General features: G+C 68.7%; 23 protein-coding genes. 17 read left to right on the top strand and 6 right to left on the bottom strand.

The window, feature by feature from the left end; genetic code table 11:
* The first annotated feature begins 70 nt into the window (after nucleotides 1–70).
* Nucleotides 71–1,156 carry a Gfo/Idh/MocA family protein gene (locus tag STH_RS13405; RefSeq protein WP_011196819.1) on the top strand — a complete coding sequence of 362 codons (1,086 nt, stop codon included), beginning with the start codon at nucleotides 71–73 and terminating at the stop codon, nucleotides 1,154–1,156.
* A gap of 497 nt (nucleotides 1,157–1,653) precedes the next feature.
* Here the strand turns inward: STH_RS13405 and STH_RS13400 are convergent, their stop codons facing one another.
* Complete coding sequence (locus STH_RS13400) at nucleotides 1,654–2,241, bottom strand: TIGR00725 family protein (RefSeq protein WP_148205590.1); 588 nt, start codon at nucleotides 2,239–2,241, stop codon at nucleotides 1,654–1,656.
* A 14-nt stretch (nucleotides 2,242–2,255) separates the two neighbouring features.
* Nucleotides 2,256–3,503 (bottom strand): MFS transporter, encoded by a 1,248-nt coding sequence (locus tag STH_RS13395; protein WP_043714157.1) that lies wholly within the window; start codon nucleotides 3,501–3,503, stop codon nucleotides 2,256–2,258.
* Nucleotides 3,504–3,635: 132 nt separating this feature from the next.
* Between STH_RS13395 and STH_RS13390 the strand changes: the two genes are divergently transcribed.
* Nucleotides 3,636–5,225, top strand: a complete 1,590-nt coding sequence (locus tag STH_RS13390) for a putative polysaccharide biosynthesis protein (RefSeq protein ID WP_043714155.1) — start codon at nucleotides 3,636–3,638, stop codon at nucleotides 5,223–5,225.
* A gap of 39 nt (nucleotides 5,226–5,264) precedes the next feature.
* Here the strand turns inward: STH_RS13390 and STH_RS13385 are convergent, their stop codons facing one another.
* Complete coding sequence (locus STH_RS13385; protein WP_207635386.1) at nucleotides 5,265–5,774, bottom strand: MarR family winged helix-turn-helix transcriptional regulator; 510 nt, start codon at nucleotides 5,772–5,774, stop codon at nucleotides 5,265–5,267.
* Between the two features lie 296 nt (nucleotides 5,775–6,070).
* Between STH_RS13385 and pheA the strand changes: the two genes are divergently transcribed.
* The 13 genes from pheA to STH_RS13320 all read left to right on the top strand — a co-directional run bounded on the left by pheA (nucleotide 6,071) and on the right by STH_RS13320 (nucleotide 20,075).
* Nucleotides 6,071–6,898: a prephenate dehydratase gene (gene pheA / locus STH_RS13380; protein WP_043714153.1), complete on the top strand. Its 828-nt coding sequence runs from the start codon at nucleotides 6,071–6,073 to the stop codon at nucleotides 6,896–6,898.
* A 66-nt stretch (nucleotides 6,899–6,964) separates the two neighbouring features.
* Nucleotides 6,965–7,333, top strand: coding sequence for a response regulator (locus STH_RS13375; protein WP_011196813.1), 369 nt, complete (start codon nucleotides 6,965–6,967; stop codon nucleotides 7,331–7,333).
* Nucleotides 7,334–7,337: 4 nt separating this feature from the next.
* Nucleotides 7,338–8,168, top strand: coding sequence for an HD-GYP domain-containing protein (locus STH_RS13370; protein WP_050742293.1), 831 nt, complete (start codon nucleotides 7,338–7,340; stop codon nucleotides 8,166–8,168).
* Between the two features lie 559 nt (nucleotides 8,169–8,727).
* The gene (gene ilvN / locus STH_RS13365) at nucleotides 8,728–9,261 is read left to right on the top strand and encodes an acetolactate synthase small subunit (protein WP_011196811.1); all 534 of its coding nucleotides are present in this window, start codon (nucleotides 8,728–8,730) and stop codon (nucleotides 9,259–9,261) included.
* Complete coding sequence (ilvC, locus tag STH_RS13360) at nucleotides 9,236–10,252, top strand: ketol-acid reductoisomerase (protein ID WP_011196810.1); 1,017 nt, start codon at nucleotides 9,236–9,238, stop codon at nucleotides 10,250–10,252. The genes ilvN and ilvC overlap by 26 nt, the downstream gene beginning before the upstream one ends.
* A 99-nt stretch (nucleotides 10,253–10,351) precedes the next feature.
* Complete coding sequence (locus tag STH_RS13355) at nucleotides 10,352–11,923, top strand: 2-isopropylmalate synthase (protein ID WP_011196809.1); 1,572 nt, start codon at nucleotides 10,352–10,354, stop codon at nucleotides 11,921–11,923.
* A gap of 15 nt (nucleotides 11,924–11,938) precedes the next feature.
* Nucleotides 11,939–12,814 (top strand): branched-chain-amino-acid transaminase, encoded by an 876-nt coding sequence (ilvE, locus tag STH_RS13350; RefSeq protein ID WP_011196808.1) that lies wholly within the window; start codon nucleotides 11,939–11,941, stop codon nucleotides 12,812–12,814.
* A 36-nt stretch (nucleotides 12,815–12,850) separates the two neighbouring features.
* Nucleotides 12,851–14,533, top strand: a complete 1,683-nt coding sequence (gene ilvD, locus STH_RS13345) for a dihydroxy-acid dehydratase (protein WP_197525181.1) — start codon at nucleotides 12,851–12,853, stop codon at nucleotides 14,531–14,533.
* A gap of 18 nt (nucleotides 14,534–14,551) precedes the next feature.
* Nucleotides 14,552–16,267 (top strand): biosynthetic-type acetolactate synthase large subunit, encoded by a 1,716-nt coding sequence (gene ilvB, locus STH_RS13340; RefSeq protein ID WP_011196806.1) that lies wholly within the window; start codon nucleotides 14,552–14,554, stop codon nucleotides 16,265–16,267.
* A 156-nt stretch (nucleotides 16,268–16,423) separates the two neighbouring features.
* Nucleotides 16,424–17,278 (top strand): class II fructose-1,6-bisphosphate aldolase, encoded by an 855-nt coding sequence (locus STH_RS13335; protein ID WP_011196805.1) that lies wholly within the window; start codon nucleotides 16,424–16,426, stop codon nucleotides 17,276–17,278.
* 86 nt (nucleotides 17,279–17,364) lie between these two features.
* Complete coding sequence (locus tag STH_RS13330) at nucleotides 17,365–18,282, top strand: carbohydrate kinase family protein (protein ID WP_011196804.1); 918 nt, start codon at nucleotides 17,365–17,367, stop codon at nucleotides 18,280–18,282.
* Nucleotides 18,275–19,582 carry an O-acetylhomoserine aminocarboxypropyltransferase/cysteine synthase family protein gene (locus STH_RS13325; RefSeq protein ID WP_011196803.1) on the top strand — a complete coding sequence of 436 codons (1,308 nt, stop codon included), beginning with the start codon at nucleotides 18,275–18,277 and terminating at the stop codon, nucleotides 19,580–19,582. The genes STH_RS13330 and STH_RS13325 overlap by 8 nt, the downstream gene beginning before the upstream one ends.
* A 76-nt stretch (nucleotides 19,583–19,658) precedes the next feature.
* Nucleotides 19,659–20,075 (top strand): CoA-binding protein, encoded by a 417-nt coding sequence (locus tag STH_RS13320; protein WP_011196802.1) that lies wholly within the window; start codon nucleotides 19,659–19,661, stop codon nucleotides 20,073–20,075.
* Between the two features lie 123 nt (nucleotides 20,076–20,198).
* Here STH_RS13320 and STH_RS13315 read toward each other — a convergent pair whose 3' ends face one another.
* Nucleotides 20,199–21,050, bottom strand: a complete 852-nt coding sequence (locus STH_RS13315; protein ID WP_011196801.1) for a 5'-3' exonuclease — start codon at nucleotides 21,048–21,050, stop codon at nucleotides 20,199–20,201.
* 80 nt (nucleotides 21,051–21,130) lie between these two features.
* Between STH_RS13315 and STH_RS13310 the strand changes: the two genes are divergently transcribed.
* Nucleotides 21,131–21,598, top strand: a complete 468-nt coding sequence (locus tag STH_RS13310) for a hypothetical protein (protein WP_011196800.1) — start codon at nucleotides 21,131–21,133, stop codon at nucleotides 21,596–21,598.
* A gap of 345 nt (nucleotides 21,599–21,943) precedes the next feature.
* Here STH_RS13310 and STH_RS13305 read toward each other — a convergent pair whose 3' ends face one another.
* Complete coding sequence (locus STH_RS13305) at nucleotides 21,944–22,540, bottom strand: sigma-70 family RNA polymerase sigma factor (RefSeq protein ID WP_011196799.1); 597 nt, start codon at nucleotides 22,538–22,540, stop codon at nucleotides 21,944–21,946.
* A gap of 205 nt (nucleotides 22,541–22,745) precedes the next feature.
* On the bottom strand, nucleotides 22,746–23,642 hold the full coding sequence (locus STH_RS13300; RefSeq protein WP_011196798.1) for a LysR family transcriptional regulator: 897 nt from the start codon (nucleotides 23,640–23,642) through the stop codon (nucleotides 22,746–22,748).
* 199 nt (nucleotides 23,643–23,841) lie between these two features.
* On the opposite strand from STH_RS13300, the gene STH_RS13295 reads away from it, so the two are divergent.
* Nucleotides 23,842–24,921 (top strand): M42 family metallopeptidase, encoded by a 1,080-nt coding sequence (locus STH_RS13295; protein ID WP_242654544.1) that lies wholly within the window; start codon nucleotides 23,842–23,844, stop codon nucleotides 24,919–24,921.
* Nucleotides 24,922–24,928: the final 7 nt, after the last annotated feature.

Genomic DNA, 24,928 nt, shown 5'->3' with positions numbered 1-24,928 from the left:
GTCAGTTGCGCTGACGATCGGAGAAGTCTTACCTTTCGGTATGAGGGCGATCGAGAAGGGAGGATCCCCCATGAAACCCTACCGCATCGGCATCGTAGGTTACAGCTTCGGACGCATCCACGCAGAGGCCTACCGCCAGATCCCGTTCTACCTGGACGTCGGCGCACCGATCGAGCTGGTGGGGGTCGCGACCAGCCGCCCCGAGACCGCCCGGCAGGCGCAGGCCGAGGCCGGCTTCGCTCTTGCCACCGCCGACTGGCGCGAGCTCGTCGCCTCGCCCGATGTCGACATCATCCACGTCTGCACGCCGGACGACCTGCACCACCCCATCGCCGCCGCAGCACTGGCGGCCGGCAAGCACGTCTACTGCGAGAAGCCCCTGGCCCGGACGGTGGCGGAGGCGGAGGACCTGTACGACAGGGCCCGGGCGTCGGGCCGGGTGGCCCAGATCGCCTTCCAGATGCGCTTCGGCTCCGCCGTCCAGGCGGCGCGCCGCCTGATCCGGGACGGCACCCTGGGCGAGATCACCAGCTTTCGGCTCACCTTCCTGCACTCGGGCTACGAGGACCCGGAGCGTCCCCTCACGTGGCGGCTGGACAGCGCACGCACCGGGGGCGGCGTGCTCTACGACCTGGGATCCCACGCCGTCGACCTGCTCACGTTCCTGCTGGGCCGTCCCCGCCGGGTGATGGGCCTCACCCGGACCTTCATCAAGGAGCGGCCTGTGGCGACAGGCAGCGACCGGAAGGCGCCGGTGAAGGTCGACGACGTCGCCCTGGTGACGATGGAGATGGAGGCCGGCTGCGTCGGCGTGATGGAGGCGACCCGGCTCGCGACGGGGGTGCGCAGGGGGCCGGACCTGACGATCTACGGGACCCGGGGGTCGGTGGCCTTCAACGGGTTCACCAACCACAACGAGCTGAACCTCTACCTGAAGCAGGAGAAGGTGCCCGGCCTCAGCGGGTGGGAGACCATCAACACCGGCGGCCGCAACCCGGTGCCGCTCAGCGTGGCCGCCCAGGCTGCGTTCCTGACGGCCGTCCGGGATGGCCGGACGGATGCGGAGCCCAACTTTGCCACGGGCCTGCAGGTTCAGCGGGTGCTGGCAGCGGTGCAGGAGTCGGCCCGGACGGGACAGTGGGTGTCCGTGGATTGAAGAGCGTACGAGAGGCCCCGCCGATCCGGCGGGGCCCTTCTGACTTCGTATGGATGGTTCCTCCGGCCCCTGGCGGATCCTTGGCTGTCTCCCAACCCCCACACAATGAGCACTGGGAGCGGCCGTGAGCTCTCCGACCGATCTGCCAGATCCAGCCTGCTCAATCCAGTTCCTGTGTACCTGGGAGAACCTGAGCCGGCAACGTCAGCCCATTACCCACACGCTACGCGAACGGCGCGCATGCGGGAGGCATAGCGACCGTCCCCCGTCCGTTCCCGTGCGCCCACAACAGGGATTGCGCGCCGCGGCGGGCACCGGCTGCCGGCCCTGCCTTGTCGGGGGACAGGCGTCGAGCACCGGCATGTGCCGCGGCTTCCGCCGCCCCACACGCAACGAGAACAGCGCGGAGGGGCCGGAACCAGGGCACATGCGCCCCGAGTTTCATCCCGGAGCGCAGCCGCCCCAACCGGCCCCGCCCGCGCCGCGCGATCCAAATCCTATTCCGATGCCTCCCGCAGCTTCGGCACGTCCCCGAGCCCGGGAGCGGGCCGGTCCGGCGGACGCTGCCCCCGCTGCGCCAGCTCCGCCGCCAGCGCGACGGCCTCCTCCGGATCCGCCACGTAGTGGATCGGCACCAGCCGCCGGTGGTCCAGGAACCGCCCGTCCACCAGGGCCGAGGCCAGGTGATCGCCCCAGCCGCCCGTGCCGCGCAGGGCGACCAGCGGCTTGCGGTACAGATACGCCACCGCGATCTCCGCCAGGGTGCCCGCGCCGCCTCCCACGATGATGCAGGCGTCCACCGCGTGCACCAGCACCTCGCTTCGCCCCACCATCGTCAGGCCGGTGGTGACGGGGACGGTCACGTACGGGTTCGCCTCCCGCAGGTCGTCGCCCGGCAGGATGCCCACCGTCACCCCGCCGGCGGACTGCGCGCCCTGGCTGGCGGCGGCCATGACGCCGTCGCGCCCGCCGGTGAAGAGCAGCGCGCCCCGGGCGCCGACCGCCCTCCCTACGGCGAAGGCAGCCGCACGCAGTTCCTCGCTGATCGGCCCCGACTGGCCGATGACCCCGATGCGCAGCACCACGCGCACATCCCTCCCTACACCTCTTCCGGGGCGCCCACCAGCGGCTCCTCCGGCCCGTGGACCAGCATCCGCTGCACCCAGGCCGAGGCGGCGAGCATCACGAGTCCCGTCACCACGAAGACGGCGCGGGGGCCGAAGGCGTCGGCCACCCAGCCGCCCAGCGACGGTCCCAGCACCGACCCCAGGTTGTTGGCGCTGGTATTGATCCCGTACGCCCGGCCCCGGAACGAGGGATGCACCACCTCGGCCAGGGCGGCGTTGACCGAGGGCTGTACCGCCGCCGTGGCGATGCCGAAGACGAAGCGCAGCAGGATCAGCCAGCCGATGCTCTGCACCAGCGACTGCGGCAGGATCAGCAGGCCGGCCGCCAGGAGGCCCGCTGACAGCAGCCGGGCAAAGCCGATCCGCTCACCCGCCCGCGCCAGCCGGGGGGCCGTCAGCACCGTCGCGATGGCCGGCAGGGAGAAAACGAAGCCCACGACGAAGTCCGTGGCCTCGCCCTCGCCGAACAGCGATCGGGTGACGGCCGCGATCCAGCCCTCCCGGGTGAGGGTGGGGATGAAGTTCGACAGGATCGGCTGCAGCGACTGCAGCGACGCCTGGATGAGCAGGGCCGAGATCATGAGGGCCAGCAGCCGCCGGTTGGAGACGGCCAGCTTCAGGTCCGAGAGCACGCTGGTGCGGGCCTTCCCCGCGCCGAGGACGCGCTCCCGCACCAGGAAGATGACCAGCAGCACGGAGATGAGGACCAGGACGGAGGCCACCCGCATCGTCCAGCGGATGCCCAGGAGCTCCGCCAGCGTGCCGCCCAGCAGCGGCCCCAGGATGGTGCCGGTGGCCATGCCCGTCTGCAGGATGGCCAGGTAGCGGCCCACCCGGTCCTCCGGGGTGTTGGTGGCCACCAGGGCGACCGCAGACGGGATGAACCCCGAGAAGGCGCCGTTGAGCAGGCGCAGCCAGAAGAGCTGCACATGGCTGGTGACGAAGCTCATCAGCAGGTAGACGATGCTGATGGCCACGCCCGCGCGGATGAGCATCGGCCTGCGCCCGTACCGGTCGGCCAGATTGCCCCAGATGGGCGCCATGATCGAACTGGAGAGGAAGGTGACCGAGAAGATCAGACCGGACCACGTGTACAGGTTCGCCGTCACGCCCAGCTCCGCGATGAACCGGGGCAGGAAGGGCATTACCAGCGAGAAGCTGCACGCCGTGAGGAAGTTGCCGACCCAGAGCACGTAGAGGTTCCGCCGTGCCTGATCCATAAGGGTTTGTTCGCCTCCCTGAATAGTGACTGAATTAGTCACGCGGAGGCGAACTCCTGCCGCGGCCTGCAGCTCCAAGTCCGGCATGTCCCCCGCGCCCCGCGCATACGTTGCTTCGGAGGGGGGACGAGCATGAGCCGGAGAGAGTCGGTGCTGAAGGGCGCCGCCGCCCTCGCGCTGGCGGGGCTCATCATCAAGGTGGGCAACCTGCTGGTCCGGCTTCCCCTCACCCGCATGGTGGGCTCGGAGGGCCTGGGCATCTACCAGATGGCCCTGCCGGCCTACAACGCCCTGCTCCACCTGGCGGTGGGCGGCGTGCCCGTCGCCGTGCAGAACCTGGTGGCCGAGTACAACGCCCGGGGGCGGCGGGACGTGATGCACCGGGTCCTGCACCTGGCCCTGACCTACGCGCTCCTCGCCGGCGCCGCCGCCGCGTGTCTGCTGCTCATCGGGGCGCCGTTCCTGGCCCGGGCCCTGGGCGACGCCCGGTCCTACTGGCCGCTGGTGGCCCTGGCCCCGGCGATCATCCTGAACGGCCTGGACTCCGTCTTCCGGCACTACATGCAGGGCCAGAAGCAGATGACCCCCAGCGCCGTCGCCTCGGTGCTGGAGCAGGGTACCAAGATCGCCGTCACCATGGGCGCGGCCGTCCTGCTGCTGCCGCTGGGGCTGGAGTACGCCGCGGCCGGGGCGGCGCTGGGCATCACGGTGGGGGCCCTGGCCTCGGTGCTCTTCATGCTCTGGCGGGTCCGCCGGGAGCGGGAGGAGGACGAGGCGGGGGATGCCCCCCGGGAGGAACGGCAGATGCCCCGGGGGCTCGGGGTGCGGATGCTGCGGCTGGCGTGGCCGGTCACCCTGGGGTCGGTGACCATGCCCCTGCTGAATGTGCTGGACGTCTCCATCGTGCAGCGGGGGTTCCTGAAGGCCGGCTACCCGCCTGCGCAGGCCACCGCGCTCTACGGCGCCTTCGCCGGCATCGCCGTCCAGGTGGTGTGGTTCCCCTTCGTGCTCACCAACGCGGTCGCCAACGCGACGGTGCCGACGCTCACTGCCGCCCAGGCCCGGGGCGACATGGAGGCCGTGCGGCAGCGGGTGGTGATGGGGCTCCGGACGGCCAGCCTGATCTGCCTGCCGGTGGCCATCGGCGCGATGGTGCTCGCGGCCCCCATCGCCCTGCTCTTCGGCGAGCCGCTGGCCGCCGACCCGCTGCGCCACCTGGGGCCGGTGGCGCTGCTCGGGCCGCTCACCTGGATGACCGTGGCGCAGCTGCAGGCCCTGGGAGAGACCGGCGCGCCGATGCGCAACCTCACCCTGGCCATGGGGCTGAAGTTGGCCCTGGATGGCCTGCTCGCACCCATCCGGGGCATCGACGTCAACGGGGTGGCCACGGCCTCGGTGGCGATGTTCTTCACCGCCCTGTGGTTCAACGCCCGGGAGCTGGAGCGGCTGTTGCAGGAGCCGGTCCCCTGGGGCCGCATCCTGATGGGGCCGACGGTCGCCTCGCTGGTGATGGGCGCGGGCCTGGCGGGGCTGATCGCCGCCCTGTGGGGCACCGCGGGCCGGGTGGAGGCCCTGGCCGTGGCCGCGGTGGTGGCGCCGCTGCTCTACGGCGGGACCCTGGTCGCCACCCGCAGCATCACCCGGACCGAGCTGCTCGCGATGGCGGGGCCCCTCGCCCCGCGCCTGGAGCGGTGGCTGGCGATCCTCTGGCCCTGGAGCTAAGACACAGGGACCACCTGGCGATCCCCAGGTGGTCCCTGTCTACATCGCTTCGGTGGCCGGCTTCTCGCCGGTCGGCTTGACCGCCTCCCCCTTGAGCTCGGTGTAGAGCCGCTCCAGGGAGCGCAACATGATGGTCATCTCGTCCGGAGACCAGATCTTCGCGATCTCGGCCATCTCCTTGGCCAGCGCGTTCCGGATCTCCCAGACCTTCTTGCCCTTCTCCGTGAGGCGGATGTTCACGACCCGCCTGTCCTCGGTGCTGCGCTCACGCACCAGCCAGCCGTCCCGCTCCAGCCGGTCGGCCACCCCCGTCAGGTTACCCCGCGAGCAGTTCAGCTCGTCCGCCAGGCTGCCGAGGGTGGTGGCGCCGCCGTTCATCGCCGCAAGGAGCAACTGGTACTGGGGCATGGTCAGCCCGTAGTTCCGGCTGAGGAACCTGTGACAGCGCTTCTCCACCAGGTCGGCGATGGTCTGAAGAAGGGGAAGAATGTTCTCAGGCGTAAAACGATCCGCCGGGGCCGTATCGGCCTGCTGTTTCAAGCCTTTCACCAGCCTTTCCCTTTGTTGGTGGCACGGCGTCGACCTGGAGGCCGCCGGCCGGTCCAACGCTTGCAGAACCCATTATCCCATGCAACCCAAATATTGTCAATAAAGGGAGAAGATGAAATCCCCCTTCTTTCCCGCCGGGCAGGTTCACATGGGACTGTTCGCTCTGTCATCACTATGGTTCCCATTTACCGTATACTCATACATATTCTCCCCACCCAATTCTGATACCGCGCCGCTCGCCCCGCCTGCGGATGTGTGATAGAATGACCGAAAAATCCAGTTCGGGAGTGAACAGCATGCCGGTCGTCGCCTTCCAGGGGGAACTCGGGGCCTATGGGGACGAGGCGGTGCGCGCCCGGTTCGGCCCCTCGGCGGAGCCGTATCCGTGCAAGTCCTTCGTCGACCTCTTCGAGGCGGTGGCCAGCGGGACGGTGGACTACGGCCTGGCACCGGTGGAGAACTCCCAGGCCGGGTCGATCAATGACGTGTATGATCTGCTGCGCCAGTACGACCTGTACGTGGCCGGCGAGGTGCTCCACCCCGTGAACCACGCGCTGCTCGCCCTTCCCGGGCAGACCCTGTCCGACATCCGCCGGGTCATCTCGCACCCGCAGGCGCTGGCCCAGTGCGACCGCTTCCTGCGGGATCTGGGGGTGGAGGTGATGGCCACTTACGACACGGCCGGCGCGGCCAAGATGATCCGGGAGCAGGGCCTGACCGGCGTGGCGGCGGTGGCCGGCCTGGGCGCGGCTCAACGGTATGGCCTTGCGGTGCTGGCGGAGTCGATCCAGACCATCAAGGACAACATCACCCGGTTCGTCGTGCTGCAGCGGGATCCGGCGCCCCGGGAGGAGGGGCCGCAGAAGACGATGCTCTTCCTGGCCCTGGCGCACCAGCCCGGCTCGCTCTACATGGCCCTGGGGGCCCTGGCCAACCGGAACATCAACCTGCTGAAGCTGGAGTCCCGGCCCTCTCGGAACCGCCCGTGGGAGTACGTCTTCTACCTGGACTTCGAGGGGCACCGGGACGATCCGCACGTGCGCGCGGCATTGGCCGATTTGGCAAAACATGCGAACTATTGTAAGGTATTGGGTTCATTCAGACGGGAAACGGTCCCGGACTAGCAGGATTTCCACAGCGCGGGAGCGAACAGCAGAAATTGGCGTAACCCCCGCAAGGAGGAAAGCCGATTGGTTAAGAAAATCCTCATCGCTGACGCAGACCCTTCGCGACGCACCCTGCTCCGCGCCACCCTTCAGGATCCGCGCTACGAGATCATCGAGGCTTCGGGCGGCGTACAGGCTCTCGCGCTTCGGGAGAGGCACCGGCCTGACCTGGTCATCCTCGACGAGGCGATGCCCGGTGTCAGCGGCATGGAGGTGTGCCGTGCGATCAAGCGCGACAGGGGAGCCGGCAACACCCCGGTGATCCTGCTGACGGAGCAGGAGACCTCCACGGCGATCGGTGAGGCCGGCCCCGACGTTTTCCTGCCGAAGCCATACAGCCCGCTGCGCCTGCTGGAAGCCGTCGAGAAACTGCTCTCGCAGGCGGAGGGCTAAGCCGATGCATGACGACATCGCCGGGCTGACACGGGCCGAGCTGGAACGGGAGGTCCGCTACTGGCGCACCCAGAGCCTGCTCCTCGCCAGAGACTTTGGCGGCGTGCGGGCCGATCTGTCCCGTCAGGCGGCGGAGGTGGGCCTGCTGCGCGCCCAGCTGCTCTCGTACGCCGAGGACCTGAACCGCGAGTACCAGCTGGTCCGGGAGCGCACCGTCGCGCTGGAGCGGCTGCTGGTGGCCACGGTGGGCGCGCTGGCGAACTCCATCGAGGCCCGGGATCCTTACACGCGGGGCCACACCGACCGGGTGGCCCGCATCACCCTGGCTTTCTGCGAGCGGCTGGGTTGGGAGAGGGAGCGGCTTTCCATCGCCCGCATGGGCGCGCTGCTGCACGACATCGGGAAGATCGGCGTGCCCGACGCCATCCTGCGCAAGCCGGGGCGCCTGACCGCCGAGGAGTACGAGCTGATGAAGCAGCACACCACCATCGGCGCGCAGATCCTGCAGGGCATCGACGCCCTGGTGCCGGCGATCCCGTTCGTGCTGTGCCACCACGAGCGCTGGGACGGCAAGGGCTACCCGCAGGGGCTGGCCGGCGAGGAGATCCCCATCGAGGGGCGCATCCTTGCGATCGTCGACGCCTTCGACGCCATGACCAGCGTCCGGGTCTACCGCGCTCCACTGACGATGGAGACCGCGGTGAACGAGATCCGGCGCTGCGCGGGGACCCAGTTCGACCCCGCTCTCGTGCCCGCGTTCGTCCGGTTGTACCAGGATGGGCTGATCCATCAGGCCCTGGAAGAAAAGGGGACGCGGGAGCTGTACGCCATCTAGGCCGCCGCGCTTGCGGCGGCTTCTCTTTTTCGGTGCGGGGGCTCCCTTTTCTTTCCTTCATTTCCGGGTTCATACGCCGTTCAATCCGGGAAAATGTGAAAATGTGTGCAAGGGGTGTTGACAGGGCGCGGGGGCGTGGGTACAATCGCAATCAATACGCTGGCACGTTAGCTTAGTAAAGTGCTGACCGCCGGCGCCCATAGCGTCCAAAGCGATGAAGGGGCCAGTAGGACCGGTCCCACGGGTTCCAGAGAGCGGCCGGCGCTGGGAAGGCCGTACCCGTCCCGATCCGAACTCACCCCTGAGCCGCCCCGCTGAACCTCCGTGCGGCGCATGCGCACCGGACCTGCGCTCCTGCCTCCGCAGGCAGGCTGCACGGTCAGTAGGCGGGAGCCGGCCGCAAGGCCGTTATGCCCAGACGAGGCTCTTTCCCCGCGCGGGAGGGGGCGAAGTAGGGTGGTACCACGACGGTCAAATCGTCCCTATCGCCAGGTGGCGAACCTGAGCGATAGGGATTTTGGTTTTCCTGGACAGGCGCGTGACGAGGAGGTGAGGTCGGGTGAAGCGCATCCTGGCGGTCTTGGTGGAGAACCACCCGGGCGTGCTGGCGCGGGTGGCGGGGTTGATTCGGCGGCGAGGGTTCAATATCGAGAGCCTGGCGGTCGGGGTGACAGACGACCCGGCCATCTCCCGGATGACCCTGGTGGTCGAGGGCGACGAGGCCACGCTCAACCAGGTCTCCAAGCAGCTCGACAAGCTGATCGAGGTGATCCAGGTGGCGGACCTGGACGCGGAGCACAGCGTCGCCCGCGAGATGGCGTTGATCAAGGTCAGCGTCGACCCGCAGCGGCGGCCGCAGGTCCTGCAGCTGGCGTCGGTCTTCCGGGCCAGCGTGGTGGACGTGGGGCACGAGGCGGTCATCCTTGAAGTCACGGGGACCCACGACAAGGTGGAGGCCCTGATCAGCCTGGCGCAGGAGTTCGGCGTCCAGGAGGTGGCCCGCACGGGGATCATCGCCCTGGCGCGGGGAGCGCAGTCGATGACGGCACCGAGGGAGGAGCGGTACGATGACGCGGCTGTACTACGAGTCTGATGCGAACCTGGCGGCCCTTCAGGGCAGGAAGATCGCGGTCATCGGTTTTGGCAGCCAGGGCCACGCCCATGCCCTCAACCTGCGGGACTCGGGCCTGGACGTGACCGTGGGCCTGCGGGAGGGCAGCCCCCGCTGGGCCCGGGCGGAGGAGGCAGGGCTGAAGGTGGCCCCGGTGGCGGCGGCCGCCGAGATGGCCGACGTGATCATGCTGCTGATCAACGATGAGCACCAGGGGCGGGTGTTTGCGGAGCAGATCCGGCCCCATTTGAAGCCGGGCAAGGCCCTGGGGTTCGGCCACGGCTTCGCGGTCCACTTCGGCCAGGTCCGGCCGCCGGCGGACGTGGACGTGTTCATGATCGCCCCCAAGGGCCCCGGCCACCTGGTCCGGCGGCAGTACGAGGAGGGGCGGGGCGTGCCGTGCCTGATGGCGATTCACCAGGATGCCACCGGGCGGTGCAGGGATATTGCCCTCGCCTGGGCCAAGGGCATCGGCGGCACCCGGGCCGGGGTCATCGAGACCACGTTCCGGGAGGAGTGCGAGTCCGACCTCTTCGGCGAGCAGGCCGTGCTGTGCGGCGGCCTGACGCAGCTGGTCAAGTACGGCTTCGAGGTGCTCACCGAGGCCGGATATGCGCCGGAAATCGCCTATTTTGAGTGCCTGCACGAACTGAAGCTGATCGTGGACCTGATGTACGAGGGCGGCATGGCCGCCATGCGGTACTCCATCAGCGACACCGCCGAGTACGGCGACTATGTGAGCGGCCCCCGGGTCATCGGGCCCGAGGTGAAAGAGCGGATGAAGCAGATCCTGGCCGAGATCCAGAACGGCACCTTCGCCAAGGACTGGATCCTGGAGAATCAGGTGGGCCGGCCCCGGTTCACCGCCCTGCGGCGGCAGAACGCAGCCCACCCGGTGGAGCAGGTGGGCGCCCGGCTCCGGGCGATGATGCCCTGGCTGCCCAAGCCGGTGGGCGCGGTCGGCAACGAGTAAGGCGCGGACCCACACGAATGCGAACAGCACGGATGCGCTGGGGACACACCCCCTTTTGGGGGCCCCGATAATTCACGAGCGAAAAGGATGGTGACGGCGGTGACGCGGCGGATTCGGATCTTCGACACCACCCTGCGGGATGGTGAGCAGGCTCCTGGGTTCGGCATGACGGCGGAGGCCAAGCTGGAGGTGGCCCGCCAGCTTAGCAAGCTGGGCGTCGACGTCATTGAGGCCGGTTTTCCCGCCGCCTCGCCCGGCGACTTCGAGGCCGTGCGGACGATCGCCGAGACCATCACCGGGCCCACCATCGCCGGTCTGGCCCGGGCCAACGAGGACGACATCCGGCGCTGTTACGAGGCGGTGAAGGGCGCGCAGAAGCCCCGCATCCACACCTTCATCGCCACCTCGCCCATTCACATGGAGTACAAGCTGCGCAAGAAGCCGGAAGAGGTGGTGCGGGCGGCCCGGGAAGCCGTCGCCCTGGCCCGGTCGCTGGGGCCCGAGGTCGAGTTCTCCGCTGAAGACGCGACCCGGTCCGACTGGAACTTCCTGGTCCAGATCTTCACCGTGGCTGCCCGGGCGGGCGCGACGATCCTCAACGTGCCCGACACCGTGGGGTACACCACGCCGAAGGAGTACTACGACCTGATCCGGTACCTCATCGAGCACGTGGACGCCCCCGAGGGGGTCCAGTTCTCCGTCCACTGCCACAACGACCTGGGCCTGGCGGTGGCCAACACCCTGGCCGCCATCGAGGCCGGCGCCACGCAGGTGGAGTGCACCATCAACGGCATCGGCGAGCGGGCGGGCAACGCGGCCCTGGAGGAGATCGTGATGGCCCTGCGGGTCCGGCGGGACCAGTGGGGCGCCACGACCGCCATCAACACCCGCGAGATCTACCGCACCTCCCGGCTGCTGCAGAGCGTCACGGGCATCCAGGTGCAGCCCAACAAGGCCATCGTCGGCGCCAACGCCTTCGCCCACGAGTCCGGCATCCACCAGGACGGCATGCTGAAGCACCGGGACACCTACGAGATCATGAAGCCCGAAGACGTGGGCGTCCCCGAGTCGTCCCTGGTGCTGGGCAAGCACTCCGGGCGGGCGGCCTTCCGGGCCCGGCTGGAGCACCTGGGTTACCAGCTCACCGACGCCGAGATCGACTCCGCCTTCCGGCGGTTCAAGGAGCTGGCCGACCGCAAGCGGACGATCACGGACCACGACCTGATGGCGATCGTCGGCGACGAGCAGGCGCACCGGACGGTGACCGAGGTCTGCCGGCTCGAGTCCTTCCAGGTGGTCGCGGGCAACGAGCGCATTGCGACCGCGTCGGTCCGGCTGGTGCGGGAAGGCGAGGTGGTCCAGGAGGCGGCCTCGGGCGACGGGCCCATCAGCGCCCTCTACCACGCCATTGACCGGGCGGCCCGCTTCGAGGGGCAGCTGCTGGATTACCGGCTGAACGCCGTGACGGAAGGCGAGGATGCGCTGGGCGAGGTGACGGTGCGGGTGCGCGCGGGCGACCGGGTCGCCTCGGGGCGGGGCACCTCCACGGACGTCATCGAGGCGTCTGCCAGGGCCTACATGAACGCGATGAACAAGATCCTCTCCGGGGCCGCGCTGGCCGTGTCGGACGATCCGGCGCCGGGCTGGCAGATGCGGGCCTACGGGGACTGAGGGGGGGCGTTGGCGGTGTCCATCCAGGTCTACGTGGACGGCGAGTGGTACTCCCGGGACGAGGCCAAGGTGTCCGTGTTTGACCACGGCTTCCTGTACGGCGACGGCGTCTTCGAGGGCATCCGGGCCTACGGCGGGCGGGTCTTCCGGCTGACCGAGCACCTGGACCGGCTGTACGACTCCGCCAGGGCGATCTGGCTGGAGATCCCGCTGTCGTGGCGGGAGATGGAGGGGGTCGTGCTGGAGACGCTGCGCCGCTCGAACCTGCGCGATGCCTACATCCGGCTGGTGGTGTCCCGGGGCCGGGGCGACCTGGGGCTGGATCCCCGCAAGTGCCCCCGGCCGACGGTGGTCTGCATCGCCGACTCCATCGCCCTCTACCCGGAGGAGGTCTACACCCGGGGGATGCAGGTGATCTCCGTCTCCACCCGGCGGAACCCGCCGGATACGGTCTGGCCGCAGGTGAAGAGCCTCAACTACCTGACCAGCATCATCGCCAAGATCAGCGCCGCCACCCAGGGGTATCCCGAGGTCATCATGCTGAACAAGGAAGGCTACGTCTGCGAGGGCACCGGCGACAACATCTTCATCGTGAAGAAGGGCCGGCTGATCACCCCGGCGGTCCATCTGGGCATCCTGCCCGGCATCACCCGGGCGGCGGTGATGGAGTACGCCCGGGACCTGGGCTACGCGGTGGAGGAGGGCACCTTCACCCTATACGACCTGTACACCGCGGACGAGTGCTTCCTCACGGGCACCGCGGCGGAGATCGTGCCGGTGGTGGAGTGCGATGCCCGGAAGATCGGCTCGGGCCAGCCCGGCGAGATCACCAGGCAGCTCATCGCCGAGTTCCGCCGGCGGGTGCAGGTCGAAGGCACGCCGATCGGCTGACCAAAGTCCACGCAAGCGACGATGGAGGGATCGACGGTGCGCAGCGACCTGATCAAGAAGGGGCCCGACCGGGCCCCGCATCGAGCGCTGCTGAAGGCGACCGGCGTCACCGACGCCGACATGGGGAAACCCTTCATCGGCATCGCCAACAGCTACATCGACATCGTGCCGGGGCACGTCCACCTGAAGGAGTTCGGCGACCTGGTGAAGGAGGCCGTGCGGGAGGCGGGCGGCGTGCCCTTCATCTTCAACACCATCGGCGTCGACGACGGCATCGCCATGGGTCACATCGGGATGCGCTACAGCCTCCCCAGCCGGGAGCTGATCGCCGACGCGGTGGAGACGGTGATCGAGGCGCACCAGCTGGACGCGCTGATCTGCATCCCCAACTGCGACAAGATCACCCCGGGCATGCTCATGGCGGCCATGCGGGTGAACATCCCGACGATCTTCATCTCCGGCGGCCCCATGGCCGCCGGCCGGCTCAAGGACGGCCGCAGGGCCGACCTGATCACCATCTTCGAGGGGGTCGGCGCCCACAGCCGGGGGATGATCAGCGACGAGGAGCTGAAGGAGCTGGAGGACCTGGCCTGCCCCAGCTGCGGCTCCTGCTCGGGCATGTTCACCGCCAACTCGATGAACTGCCTCTGCGAGGCCCTCGGCCTGGCCTTGCCGGGCAACGGCACCGCCCTGGCGCGGTCGGCCGAGCGGGAGGCGCTGGCGCGGGCGGCGGCCCGGCGCATCGTGGAGATGGCCCTGGCCGGAGGCCCCAGGCCCCGGGACATCGTCACGCCCGAGGCCATCGACAACGCCTTTGCGCTGGACATCGCGATGGGCGGATCCACCAACACCGTCCTGCACACCCTGGCCGTCGCCACCGAAGCGGGCATCGCGTACCCGCTGGAGCGGATCAACGCGCTCTCCGCCCGGGTGCCGTACCTGTGCAAGGTCTCGCCCGCCACGGCCGAGGTGCACATCGAGGACGTGCATGCCGCCGGCGGCGTGATGGCGATCCTGAAGGAGCTGTCCCGGAAGGAGGGGACGCTGCATCCCCACTGCCTGACGGTGACGGGGAAGACGATCGGCGAGCTCTGGGCCGAGGCCGAGAACCGGAACCGGGAGGTCATCCGTCCGGTGGAGGACCCGTACGCCGAGACCGGCGGCCTGGCGATCCTCTTCGGCAACCTGGCCCCCGACGGCGCAGCGTTGAAGGTGGGGGCGGTGGACCCGTCCATCACCACGTTCACCGGCCGGGCGATCTGCTTCGACTCCCAGGACGAGGCGCTGCAGGGGATCTTCGGCGGCAGGGTGCAGCCGGGCCACGTGGTGGTGATCCGCTACGAGGGGCCCAAGGGCGGCCCCGGCATGCCGGAGATGCTGGCGCCCACGTCGGCCATTGTGGGGATGGGCCTGGGGAAGGAGGTTGCCCTGATCACCGACGGCCGCTTCTCCGGCGGCACCCGGGGCATCTGCCTGGGCCATATCTCGCCCGAGGCGGCCGAAGGGGGGCCCATCGCCCTGGTGCGGGACGGCGACGTGATCACCATCGACATCCCCGGCCGCCGGCTCACGCTGGAGGTGCCGGCGGATGAGCTGGAGCGGCGCCGGGCAGCCTGGGTCAAGCCCGCGCCCAAGGTGCGGAAGGGCTGGCTGGGGCGCTATGCCGCCCTGGTCACGTCGGCCAACACCGGTGCGGTGCTGCGCACGCCGGAAGAGTGAGCAAAGGAGGACGGGGAGATGGAGATGCAGGCGGCCCGCGCCCTGATGCGGGCATTGGAGGCGGAGGGGGTCGAGGTCATCTTCGGCTACCCCGGCGGGGCGAGTCTGTACATCTACGACGCCCTCTATGACAGCCCCATCCACCACGTGCTGACCCGGCACGAGCAGGGGGCGATCCACGCGGCCGAGGGGTACGCCCGGGCCACGGGCAAGGTCGGGGTGGTGCTGGCCACCTCCGGCCCCGGCGCGACCAACCTGGTGACCGGCCTGTGCGATGCCATGATGGACTCGACCCCGATCGTGGCCATCACGGGGCAGGTGACCCGTTCGCTCATCGGCCGGGACGCGTTCCAGGAAGCCGACGTCACGGGCATAACGATGCCCGTCACGAAGCACAACTACCTGGTGACGGACCCGAACGACCTGCTCCGGGTGGTGCGCGAGGCCTTCTACATCGCCCGCACCGGCCGGCCCGGACCGGTCCTGATCGACATCCCCAAGGACGTGACCAACGCCCAGGTGCGCTGGGAGTACCCGCCCAGGATCCACCTGCCGGGCTACCGGGTGCCGCGGGAGGCCAGCCCGGAGGCGGTGGCGGCGGCCGCCGAGGCCATCCGGTCCGCGCGGCAGCCGGTCCTGATCTGCGGCGGCGGCGTGGTCTCGTCCCCGGACGCCACCGGACCGTTCCGGACCTTGGCTGAGCGGATGGACGCCCCGGTGGTGGAGACGCTGATGGGGCTCGGCGGCTTCCCCATGGACCATCCGCTGTGCCTGGGGCTTGTGGGCATGCACGGGACCTTTGCCGCCAACCGGGCGGTGGCCAACTCCGACCTGGTGATCGCCTGCGGGATGCGCTTTGACGACCGGGTGACCGGCATGGCCTCCCGGTTTGCGCCCAAGGCCCGGATCATCCACATCGACATCGACCCCGCGGAGATGTCCAAGAACCTGACGGCGCACATCCCGCTGGTGGGCGACTGCGGCCTGGTGCTCGCGCAGCTCAACGAGGCCCTGGGCGACTGGTCCCAGACCCTCCCCGAGTGGCGGGCGCAGGTGCAGGGGTGGCAGGAGCAGTTCCCGCTCTGGGGCGTGCGCCGGGGCGAGGAGATCGCCACCGACCCGGACGGGGTGCCGAAGCCGCAGCAGGTGATCCAGGCGGTGCAGGCGGCCTTCGGGCCGGAGGCCGTGGTCGCCACCGACGTCGGCCAGCACCAGATGTGGGCGGCGCACTACTGCACCCGTACGGAGCCCCGGACGTGGCTTTCCTCCAGCGGGCTGGGCACGATGGGCTTCGGCCTTCCGGCGGCCATCGGCGCCGCGATCGGTCGCCCCGACCGGGACGTGGTGCTCATCACCGGCGACGGCTCGTTCCAGATGTGCATCCAGGAGCTGGCCACTGTGGTCCAGGAGCGGGTGCCGGTCAAGATCGTCCTGCTCAACAACGGCTACCTGGGCATGGTGCGCCAGTGGCAGGAGATGTTCTACAAGGGCCGGTACAAGGAGGTCGACCTGCGGCCGGGCATGCCGGATTTCGTGAAGCTGGCCGAGGCATATGGCATCAAGGGGCTGCGGGTGCGGCGGCTCGGCGAGCTGGAAGGGGCCGTGGCCGAGGCCCGGGCGCACCAGGGTCCGGTGCTGCTGGAGGTCGTGGTGGAGGAGGAAGAGAACGTCTTCCCGATCGTGCCGCCCGGTGGGGCCAACACCGAGGCGCTGTTGCCCGGGGCGGGGCGCTGAGCGGGCTGGACGCCGGCTTCGGGCGCCCGCGTCCGGACAGCCTATCTGCGGTATTCAAAGAATCTATAGCTTCTCCGATAGGAAGCAGCCCCACGGCTGGCATAACAGTCCACTTATAAGCAAAGGCGCCCCGTGGGGGCGGTGGGAGGCAAGACGATGACTCTGGTCTCACTGAGGACGCTCTTGGATGCAGCACAGGCGGGCAAGTACGCGGTCGGAGCATTCAACTGCAACAACATGGAGGTCGTTCAGGCAATCGTCGCAGCAGCGGAGGAGGCCCGTTCTCCTGTGATTCTGCAGGCGAGCCAGGGGGCCATCAAGTACGCGGGCCTTGACTATATCGTGAGCATGGTGAAGGCCGCGGCGGCCAAGGCCACCGTGCCCATGGCGCTCCACCTGGACCACGGCACCGACTTCAACACCATCATGGCCTGCATCCGGGCCGGCTTCACGTCGGTGATGTTCGACGGGTCGAAGTACGAGAAGGAGGAGAACATCGCCCGCACCAAGGAGATCGTCAAGATCGCGCACGCGGTGGGCGTCTCGGTGGAGGGCGAGATCGGCAAGATCGGCGGCGTGGAGGACGACATCGCCGTCGACGAGCGGGATGCGATGCTCACGCCCGTTCCCGACGCCATCGAGTTCTACGAGGCCACCGGGGTGGATGCTCTGGCCATGTCCTTCGGCACCGCCCACGGTCCGTACAAGCTGCCGCCCAAGCTGGATCTGGACCGCATCGCCGCGGTGCACCAGAAGACCGGCGCCCCGCTGGTGATGCACGGCGGTTCGGGCGTGCCCGAAGAGGACATGCGCAAGGGCATCGAGCTGGGCATCCGCAAGGTGAACATCGACACCGAGCTGCGGCAGGCCTTCCTGGCCGAGGTGCGGCGCCAGCTGGCCGAGCGGCCGGACGAGCTCGACCCGCGCAAGATCTTCGCTCCGGCCCGCGAGGTGCTGAAGGAGCACATCAAGGAGAAGATGCGGCTCTTCGGCTGCGCCGGCAAGGCGTAGTGCGGGCACGATAGGAATCGCGATCGCCGTTGGGGAAACTTACCCAACGGCGATTGTTCTTTGCAGTGCATTAAGGAGGGCACGGAATGCGGCATCTGTTCACCTTCGGCGACCTGGTCCTTGACGTCGTGGCCACCGCGTCCTCGGCCCTGGAGGCCGACACGGACACGCCGGGCGACGTGCGGTCCGCCCCCGGCGGGTCGGCCGCCAACTTCGCGGTGTGGACCCGTCGCCTGGGCAGCCCCGTCTGCTTCGCCACCCGCGTCGGCGATGACCTCCTGGGCCGGGCCCTGGTGGACGACATGCGCAGGGAGGGCGTCGAGGTGCACGCTGCGGTGGATCCCGTCTACCCCACCGCCGTCCTGGTCCTCTTCAGCGACGGCGTGCAGCGGCACATGATGGTTCCCCGGGGGGCCAACCACTTCTTCGGTCCCGGCGACCTGCCGGAGGAGCGCATTCGGACCGCCGGCTGGCTGCACGCCACCGGATACGCCTTCTTCTGGGACTCCACCCGCGAGGCGCTGCAGCGCGCCCTGGCCGTGGCCAGGGAGGCGGGGGTGCCCGTGTCGTTCGATCCCTCGTCCGCCGGGTTCATCCGCCGGCACGGGCTGGACCTGCCGGAGGGCATCCGGGTGCTGATGCCCAATCGCGACGAAGCCCGGGCGCTGACCGGCTGTGCGGACGTGAAGGATGCCGCCCGGGAGCTGGCCCGCCGCGCGGACCTGGTGGCGGTAAAGCTGGGGCCGGAGGGAGCGCTGCTCGCCCGGGCAGGACAGCTCACATACGTGCCCCCCGTGGCGCCCTCGGCGCCGGCGGTGGACGGCACCGGCGCCGGCGATGCCTGGGGTGCCGCCCTCATCGACGGCCTGCGGCGGGGGCTGGACCCGTACCGGGCCGCGCTGCGGGCCAATCGGCTCGGGGCCGAGGTGGTGACCCGGGTGGGCGCCCGGCCGGCGCTTTCGCCCGAGATCATGCGGCAGCTGGAGGTGGAACGGGATGCCTGACCGCAGCGACGCGGCCTCCGACCGGTACCGGCCCGCGACCCTGGTGGTTCACGCGGGCTGGCAGCCGGATCCGCTCACGGGCGCGCAGGCGGTGCCCATCTACCAGACCACCGCCTATGCCTTCCAATCGACGGAGCACGCTCGGCAGCTGTTCTCCCTGGAGGCCGAGGGCAACATCTACACCCGGATTAACAACCCCACCACGGCTGCATTCGAGGCCCGCGTCGCGGCGCTGGAGGGCGGGATCGGGGCCGTCGCCTTCGCCTCAGGCCACGCCGCGCTGGCGGCGACCGTGCTGGCCATCTGCAACGCCGGCGACGAGATCGTCACCTCCTCGAGCCTCTACGGCGGCACGTATAACCTCTTCGCGACCACCCTGCCCAAGTGGGGCATCACGGCCCGCTTCGTCGACGCGCATGACCTGGCGGGCTTCCACCGGGCCATCACGCCGCGGACCCGCCTGATCTTCGGCGAGGTGATCGGCAACCCGCGGCTGGACGTGTTCGACATCGCCGGGGTGGCCGCCATCGCGCACGAGCACGGGCTGCCGCTGGTCATCGACAACACCTTCGCCACGCCCATGCTGTGCCGGCCCATCGAGCACGGGGCCGACCTGGTCATCCACTCGGCCACCAAGTGGCTGGGCGGCCACGGCGTGGCCATGGGCGGCGTGGTGGTGGACTCGGGCAACTTCGACTGGAACTCGCCCCGCTTCCCCGGCTTCACCGAGCCGGACCCGTCGTATCACGGCGTGCGGTACGCCGTCGATTTCGGCCGCGCCGGATTCATCACCAAGGTCCGGGCCCAGATGCTGCGGGACCTGGGCGGCTGCCAGTCGCCCTTCAACGCCTTCCTGCTGCTCCTGGGACTGGACACCCTGGCCCTGCGCATGCGGGCGATCAGCGAGAACGCCCTGGAGATCGCACGGTACCTGTCGGAGCACCCGGCGGTGGCCTGGGTGCGGTACCCCGGCCTGCCCAGCCATCCGGATCACGCCCTCGCGCAGCGCTACCTGACCGGAGGCTTCGGCGGCATGCTGGTCTTCGGCCTGAAGGGAGGCCTGGAGGCGGGCGCCCGCTTCATCGACTCCGTGCGCCTCTTCTCCCATGTGGCCAACGTGGGCGACGCCCGGTCGCTGGTCATTCACCCCGCGTCCACGACCCACAGCCAGCTGACCCCGGCCCAGCGGGAGGCCGCCGGCGTGGGCGATGACCTGATCCGGGTGTCCGTGGGGTTCGAGGACGTGGCGGATCTGATTGCCGATCTGGAGCAGGCCCTGGAGAAGGCGGCGGGTGCGTGAGCCCCTGACGCCGCCATTTCGGCGCGGTCGGCGCCGGCGTCCAAAATATTGAGGTAGAACCAAGGGGGCGATTGGCGTGGCCGTGAATGACCCGAAGACGGTGGCATGGGTGCTGGACGGGCCGAAGGTGCTGGCCGTGGTGGGACTCTCCGACAACCCCGAACGGCCCAGTTACCGGGTGAGCGCGGAGATGCAGCGGCGCGGTTACCGCATTGTGCCGGTCAACCCGAAGGGCGGCGAAATCCTGGGGGAAAAGGTCTACAGTTCGCTGCGGGAGATCCCGTTCCCGGTGGACGTGGTCCAGGTGTTCCGCGCGCCGCAGTACGCCCTGGACGTGGTCCGGGAGATCGGCGAGATGGTGGCGAGGCCCAGGGTGCTCTGGATGCAGGAAGGCGTGGTGAACGACGAGGCGGTGGCCGAAGCCGAGGCGTTGGGCCTCTTGACCGTGCAGGACAGGTGCCTGTACAAGGAAGCCCTGAAGGCAAAGGGATAATCCCGCTCAGACATACGAGGACCGGAGCGCGCCCTGTGGGGGACGTGCTCCGGTCCATCCGCGCGGTTCGCCTTCCGTGCAGGAAGACAGGCCTGGTGGGCACCCGTCCCTGCTGCCCCGGCGTCAGGCCATCGCCCGCCGGAGGCTGGGCAGAAGCGAGCGGAAGTGCAACTCCTCGAACACAGCCGCGCCGGTATCCAGGTCCAGGTCCAGGGCGCATGCCCCAGGCGTGCACGAAACCGGCACATGCCGGTCGATGGTGGCCAGCCGCTTGGAGAGGAGGGCGATCTCCCGCCCTTCCTCCAGTCGCTGCCTGAGCTTGCCGGGCTGAGCATGCGCATGGGCGAGGACGGCCTCCAACGTGACGTATTGCTGGAGCAGCCTCACGGCCGTCTTGGGCCCGATGCCCCGGATCCCGGGGATGTTGTCGGAGGCGTCGCCCGCCAGCCCCTTCAGGTCGGCCAGTTGGGACGGGAGGATCCCCCACTCCGTGACGAACCGCGCCACATCGTAGGTGATCGTCTGGTTCAGCCGCTTGACGTATTGGACCGCGGTGCGGCCGGAGAGCAGTTGGAAGGCGTCGCGGTCGCCGGTGAGGAGGATCACCTCCATCCCCTCGGCCTCGGCCATGCGGGCCATGGTGCCCATGAGATCGTCGGCCTCGTAGCCTCGCACCCCGACAACGGTGATGTTCAGCGCCGCGAGCACCTCGCGCAGGAGCGCGAACTGGGGGGCGAGGTCCGGCGGGCACTCTGGCCGGTTGGCTTTGTAGGGCGGGTAGAGGACCGCGCGGCGGTTTTCGGCGACGGGGCTGTCCGCAGCGACGGCCACATGGCTGGGCCGAAGCGTGGCGAGCAGCCGCAGGAGCATGCTCACGAAGCCGTAGACGGCGTTGACGGGACGGCCTTTCGGATCCGTCATCGGCGGAAGCGCAAAGAAGGTCCGGAACATGAGGCCGCCGTCGACGAGGAGCATCGCGGGAATGGCGATCGACCCTTTCGGAAAGGATTTCTGCGGATTGGGGCAGACTACGCGGGACAGGGGGGGAAGTCAGGATGATCTGGTTCTTGCTCTTTCTGGCTGTGCTCGGTATTGCCTGGTTCCTGTTCGTGCCCCGGACGGGTGATGAAACCGCTCTACCCTTAGACGGCGACCGCCAGGACACCGATCTGCCGAACGTCAGCGCCCATGCGACGAGCAACGTGGAGCCGACCCTCACCCATCCTGCCGCCCTGTTCACCGCGGATGGGACGGACATGCCGACTGCGCCGGCTGAGGCCGGGCAAGATGGGGGCGGCCAGTTCACCGCCGGACAGGACGCCGGCGAGCGGGCCGCGGCCGTGCAGGGCGCGCCCGAACCGACATACGCCGGGCAGGACGCAGCGCACAGCGCGGCGCACGCCGCTCAGGAGGCTGCTCCGGACGCGGTGCAGAACGCCGCGCGCAAGACCGCGGAGCTGGGCTGGATGCCCGACAACTATCAGGAGCCGCGGCTGGACGCCCCGCCCGGGAACTTTGAGTAGCCCCGCGGCCCTGCCCACCCGGAGCCTTCTTCGGGGTGAGATGGCGCATTCCCTGCCGCGCACGCGAACAACCCCCTGGAGGCTGCTGCCTTCAGGGGGTTGCGGTGCCCGGCTTTGGACACAGCCGGGCGCCCAAAAGGAGCGACAGAGGATTTCGGAACAACGGGTTCCACGTACCGGGCCGGGTCGCGATTCTGGGATCCGGAGATCTCGAATCAGCGGGCTTCGGGTTCTTCAGCCAATCCCCTGCGCCCCTTGCACTTTGAGTCTACCACGGTCCTTCGCCACGCGAACAGCGAACGAGGGGTTACTTTTCTGAAATAATCATACGAACAGAAGTTTCATCTATCCGGCAATGTCCAGCCGATGGGCCTCGGTGTCCTCGATGATGCAGCGCAGGGCCTGCCGTGCCCGATGCAGCCGGGACTTGATGGTGCCCAGCGTGGTGCCCAGGACGGTAGCAATCTCCTGGTAGCTCAGGTTGTGGAGGTCGCGCAGGATCACCACGACCCGGTAGTCGTACGGGAGCCGCCCGATGGCCCGCTGCACGGCCGCCTGCACCTCGTGGCGCTCCGCATATTCCACCGGCCCGTCGGAGTCGTCGACGGCCTGGCGCGGGACGGAGCCTTCGTCGAGGGGCATGGCCTCATCCAGGGACGCGCAGCGCGTCCGACCCCTGCGCCGGAGTTCGTCCAGGCAGGTGTTCGTCACCACCCGGTAGAGCCAGGTCGAGAACTGGGAATCGCCCCGGAAGTTGTGAAGCCTCACGCAGACGCGCACCAGGGCCTCCTGGGCTGCGTCACATGCGTCGGCGTGATTTCCCATTAAACGGTAGGCCAGATTATAGGTACGCTGCTCGTAACGGCTGATCAACTCGCCCAGCGCGCAGCGATCGCCTTCCTGTGCCCGTTCCACCAATTGCTCGTCCGTCAACGATAACATTCAGCGCGTCCCTCCCGTCAACACTGTCCAGCGCCGCCCGAGCTGCGTCTGTCTGTCTGCCATCGCCCTTACTAACGAGATAGGACGTCGAAGGTTACGGGGTACCCGTCGGGTTTTTCATTTTCTCATGGTATAAACCTTCGCAGGCCTGTGCGCAAAGATGACCGCAGCGGTGCCGCCCGGCGGGCAGCACCGCTGCATACGGTCAGTCCTCCTGTTCTTCCCTTCCCGTGAGGATGGCGATGAACTTCTGCAGGGTGTTGCTGAAGTTCTTGCCCCGCTTGTAGATGACGCCCACCGGCCGCTCGATGCGCATGTCCGCGATGGGCAGGGCGACGAGCGACCCGGATCTGACCTCCCACTGGGCGCACCGCCGCGGGATGATCGAGACGCCCAGCTCCGCTTCGACTGACCGCTTGATGGTCTCCACGTTGTCGAACTCGTGGATGATCTCCACGTCCACCCCGTGGTCGTTCAGCACCCGGTCGGTGGCCTTCCGGGTGGGGATGTCCGGGTCGAAGGCGATGAACGGGAGCCGGTGGAGCTGCTGCAGGGCGACGGGCTTGCCCGCCCGGGCCAGCGGGTGGTTTGGGCTGACGATGACCACCAGCTCGTCGGAGGGCAGGGGGATGACGCCCAGCTGCCGCCCTTCCTGGGGGTAGGCGACGATACCGATGTCCACCTGGTTCTGCCGAACCGCCTCGTAGATCTTGTTCGTGCGGCTGTACTCCAGGTGGATCCGGGCCTGGGGGTAGGTCTGGATGAACTTCTTGATATAGGGGGGCAGGTCGTGGAGCCCCACCGTGTAAACGGTGGCCACGCGGATGGTGCCGGAGACGGACTGGCTCAGGTTCGCCATCTGCTGCTCCAGGGCCTGGTAGCGCTCCACGATCTCCCGGGCGGCTTCGTAGAAGATGCGTCCGGCCTCCGTGGGGTAGATGCCCTGGGGAGACCGTTCGATGAGCCGCTGCTGGAAGTGCTCCTCCATCGCTTTCACCTGCTGGCTCACGGCGGGCTGGGAGATGAAGTTCCGCGCCGCCGCCTTGGAGAAGCTGCGGGTTTCGATGATGTCGCAGTAGACCCGGAGGTATGACAACAGCACGGTGGCGGACCCCCTTTCGCGTCATGCTCCGGAAGGCAAAAAGCTCCGCTTATGATCAGATTAAGACGGGGTGAAGAGGGGGCGCAATAGACTAAAGTCCCATTGCCGCTAGGGAGTAGGCAGGGGATTTCCGACGGGTGGTTGAATTAACCACAAGCCTCGTCAAGTACATCCATCGATGGAGAGGGAGGCCCAACTGGTGGATCAACGGCTGAAGATGTATGAGGAGCTCACCAGCGCGAACGGGATCTCCGGCTTCGAGGAGCCCGTTCGGCAGGTGATGCGCAAGTACCTGGAGCCGCTCTGCGACGAGATCATCAGTGACAACCTGGGATCCATCGCCGGCATTAAGAAGGGGCAGGCCGGTGGTCCCCGCATCATGCTGGCCGGGCACCTCGATGAGGTGGGCTGGATGGTCACGCAGATCACCGACAAGGGGTTCCTGAAGATCCAGCCCGTCGGCGGCTGGTGGAGCCAGGTCATGCTGGCCCAGCGGGTCAAGGTCCTGACCCGCAAGGGCGAGCTCATCGGCGTGGTCGGGTCCAAGCCGCCGCACATCCTCACCCAGGAGGAGCGGAACAAGGTCGTCCAGATCAAGGACATGTTCATCGACATCGGCGCCAGCTCCAAGGAGGAGGCCCAGGAGTGGGGCGTGCGGCCGGGCGATCCGATCGTGCCCTACTGCGACTTCCACGTGATGCCCAACCCCAAGATCCTGATGAACAAGGCGTGGGACAACCGTGCCGGCTGCGCGGTGGCGATCATGGTGCTGGAGGAGCTGAAGGGCCAGGACCATCCCAACGAGGTCTACGCGGTGGGCACGGTCCAGGAGGAGGTCGGCCTGCGCGGCGCGACCACCATGGCCAACACCATCGAGCCGGACATCGCCTTTGCGCTGGACGTCGGCCTGGCCACGGACGTCCCCGGCGGCGACGGCCAGGTGGAGGGCAAGATGGGGGCGGGCCCGCTGATCATGATCTACGACGCCTCGATGGTGCCGCACCGCGGCCTGCGTGACCTGGTGATCGACACCGCCGAGGAGCTGGAGATTCCCATCCAGTTCCAGGCCATGGCCGGAGGCGGTACCGACGCCGGCCGGATCCACATCCAGGGGCGGGGCGTGCCGTCGCTGGCCGTGGGCTTCGCCACCCGGTACATCCACAGCCACGCGGCGCTGATCCACCGGGACGACATGGAGAACGCCGCCAAGCTGCTGGCGGCGGTCATCAAGAAGCTGGACGCCGAGACGGTGGCGCGCCTGAAGAACAACCTGAGCTAGCGCGCAG

Source organism: Symbiobacterium thermophilum IAM 14863 (assembly GCF_000009905.1).
Classification (GTDB): domain Bacteria; phylum Bacillota; class Sulfobacillia; order Symbiobacteriales; family Symbiobacteriaceae; genus Symbiobacterium; species Symbiobacterium thermophilum.
This window is presented reverse-complemented; position numbering and strand designations above follow the sequence as displayed.